The organism is Actinosynnema sp. (assembly GCF_052038725.1).
The window spans coordinates 1-3,191 of record NZ_JBQGCX010000652.1 but is presented as its reverse complement, the minus strand read 5'-3'; the positions used below and the strand labels follow the sequence as shown (position 1 = coordinate 3,191).

Genomic DNA, 3,191 nt, shown 5'->3' with positions numbered 1-3,191 from the left:
ACGACAACCGACCGCTGGCGCGGCTGCACACGCCCCGGCTCAACGCGTTCCTGGGCGAGGTCAGGGAGGCGACCCTGGCGGCGGGCGGGGTGTGGGAGCTGGACGAGGAGATCCGGTTCACGCGGCCGGGGATCGTGCACGAGGGCGGCATCGACCTGGACGCGCCCAGGCCTGTCGGGTGACGGGTGGATGAGTGGCGCCCGGGTGGGTCGCGGGCGACCGGTCGCGGGCGGGCAGGGGGATTCGGTCGTTCGGGGAAGCCGCTGGTGCGGGACCTCCGAGCGGTCCTCGGGTCACCCGGCCAACGACCGCACCCCGTGGTGCCGCTCCCAGTGCTCGCGCCCCTCCCGCAGGCAGTAGGCGAGGGCGCCCAGTGCCGCGAGCCACCCGGAGACGCCCTCGGGCTGGCTGATCGTCCCGCCGGGCGTGGTCAGGTAGCCGACCAGGTAGGAGAAGCCGAGGTAGTGGAGCCCTAGCCAGGGCTGCGGGCCGCGTTCCATGATCCCCATGCAGGTGGCCGACGCCAGCAGCACCCCGACCAGCACCGCCACCTGGGCGGCGGTGTGGAGCGGGGCCGGGACGCCGCCGCGCTCGTTCGCCCAGTCCACCGCGAACGCGCCGCCGACCAGGGCGAGCGCGATCAGCGACGACGGCTGCCGCAGCGCGTCCACCGCGACCCAGCGCAGCGGCGCGGGGACCACCATCAGCAGCAGGAGCACCCCGCTGATCAGCCCCGGTCCCGCGAACACCATGAACAGCCCCTGCTGGGTCTGCTCGTCGAAGTCGAACTCCCCGGACAGCACCGCGCCCAGGAGCGGGACGACGAAGAACAACCCCTCGATCACGACGCCCTGCGTGAACTCCCGCGCCCGCCAGGAGAACGCCCGCGCGCCGCGCGGGATCTCGGGCGGCGGGGCAGGCTGCGCCAGTCCGGCCGCCACCAGCGGGGGCACCTCGGCGCGGCTGCGGAAGCGCCAGGAGAAGTGCAGTCCCACGACCAGCACCGCCAGCAGGGCGAGCAGCAGCGAGCCTGCGCCGCCGTCGCCCCAGCGCTGGGTCATCGGCTCGACGAGCGAGCCGAGCGCGAACACCCAGCCCACCGCGAGCACCACGAGGAGCACCCCGACGAGCGTGAGCGGCAGCGCGGGCGAGCGGCGGCGGGGGTAGCGCCCGGTCGCCACGGCCGTCGCGACGAACCGCCGGACCGCCTTGCCCCGCAGCAGGAACACCGCGCACGCCCCGATCCCGCAGCAGGCCGCGCAGGCGAGCAGCCACGTCCCGCCGCCGTCGAACCCCGAGCCGGGGCGCAGCGAGAACACGCGCACGACCCACTCGGAGAACACCCCGCCCGCCACGAGCGCGACGAAGCCCATGACCACGACCAACCAGCGTTGAGCCCTCTCGTCCACGCCGACTCCCCTCCCCGCGACCGCACCGGTTCCCGGTAGTCGTGGCGTCGGGACGGGGCGTTTCCCCGCGGACCGCAGAACTGCGGCGGTGGAGGGGAATCGTTACGGGAGAACGGGACGGCCCGGACCTGGTGACCGCGCTGGACGATCCCGCGCACCGGGGGCTGTCCGCGCCCGAGCTCCTGGCGCTGCTCCCGGACGGAGCCCGCCACCCGGTCCTGGCCGTCGCCGACCTTCGAGGACTACCCGCGCTCCGCGGGCGACGCCGGGGTCTACCGCTCAGGTGGCCCATCGGAGCCGCGACCCCGCGGGTGATCTCGCTCGGCGCGCAGGTGTCCAGGAGCAGGAGCACGGTGAAAACCCGCTTCGCCCCTGACCGGCTGTTCACCTCGCCGCAGGCGCTACCCGTCCGCGTGGTCGTCGCCGAGTCCCGATTCGTGCGCCCGCGTGACGCGGCACCCGGATTCGACCGAGTCAGGAGGGCGAGGGACTGCAAGGGGCGAAGAAGGGCTGAACGAGGTGGCTCGTCGACTGCGGGAGCGGCGAGCGCGGGCGGCGTTCCGGGTGGGGGTGTGCCGCCCGCGCTCGGCGGGGAATCGTGGGTCAGAGGACGTCGACGAAGACCTTGGAGACGGTGACGTCGTCGATGATGTCGATGTCGAGGTTGTTGAGCGCGTCGACCAGGGCCTGCTTGAAGACGAGGTTGTCCTGGACGGTGTTGTGGTTGAGGACGTCCTTGATGGTGGTCTGGAGCAGGGTCAGCTCGTTGCCGGAGAGGACGTGGTTGTTGCTGAGCACGTCGCCGAAGGTCAGCACGGAGTCGGGCAGGTCGATGGGGACCTGGACGGTGGTGTTGATGGTGCAGGTGACCACGTTGACCAGGCCGGTCGGGTCGGAGTTGACGCACGAGGCGCTGGGCGGCGGGGTCGGGGTGGTGGCCTGCGCGGTGGCGTTGGCGCCGAGCGCGGGGAGCAGGGCGAACGCGAGGGCGGCGGTGCCGGTGGCGATGCGCTTGATCACGAGGACTCCTGGTTCTGATCACTTCTCCGTGGTCGCCGGAGTTGGCGTTGGACAAATGCAACCACGTCGTTGAAAAGAAAGCGAATGGCCTTTTCCGGAACCGCACCGGAACATAATGGGAATTTACTCCGATTGCCAGGGAAGAACGATTCAACTTCGAGTTTGCATCATGCGAACTATGCAACCGAATTGCTTGACAGCTTTTTTAAACTGCACCGAACAGGTGTCCACGACCGCCCCCGACGATCGTCGTGGTGTCCGATATGCGCGTTCTTCCGAGGTTTGAAAGCGGATCACGGCGTCGGCGCGCCACCCGACCCGCCGCGCATTCGCCCGCCCGTTGCGGGTGCGCGCGGACAAACATGGGCAAACGAGTGAAGTTGGGGATCGAACCCTGAAAAAGAAAAATAGTGTGACCCAGATCACTCTCATCGGGTGGGCGGTCGGGCGCTCCGCAGGCTCGGCGCCCACTCGCACGGCCTGTCGACACCGGCGACCCGGACGCCGCGCAGTCGGGGCGGGCAGTCCGAGCGCAGTCCCTCCCCGACCGGCCGGGAGCCGCCGTGGACGCACCGCCTGGCTCAGCCGTGGCGCCCGGTTCGCCGGAGTGCCGTGAGCCGGGGGCGCGTGCGGCGGGCGGCGATCCTCGTGGGCGGACGTGGTCGTGGCCGCCGGGCCCCTCGGTTCGGCGATCGTCGCCTGCGCGCGGCGGCCAGGGGCGGACCGCCGCGCACCTCGGGCACGGGCTCGCGGCGACGGTGG

The 3,191-nt window shown here is 71.6% G+C and carries 3 protein-coding genes; 1 reads left to right on the top strand and 2 read right to left on the bottom strand.

What is annotated here, in order from left to right:
• A partial coding sequence (locus ACTUAL_RS13765) for a hypothetical protein (RefSeq protein ID WP_440900509.1) occupies nt 1–182 on the top strand: 182 nt, incomplete at its 5' end.
• A 111-nt stretch (nt 183–293) separates the two neighbouring features.
• Here the strand turns inward: ACTUAL_RS13765 and ACTUAL_RS13760 are convergent.
• Both ACTUAL_RS13760 and ACTUAL_RS13755 read right to left on the bottom strand, forming a co-directional pair.
• Nucleotides 294–1,409: a hypothetical protein gene (locus ACTUAL_RS13760; protein WP_440900508.1), complete on the bottom strand. Its 1,116-nt coding sequence runs from the start codon at nt 1,407–1,409 to the stop codon at nt 294–296.
• A 603-nt stretch (nt 1,410–2,012) separates the two neighbouring features.
• Nucleotides 2,013–2,429, bottom strand: coding sequence for a hypothetical protein (locus ACTUAL_RS13755; RefSeq protein ID WP_096494236.1), 417 nt, complete (start codon nt 2,427–2,429; stop codon nt 2,013–2,015).
• Nucleotides 2,430–3,191: the final 762 nt, after the last annotated feature.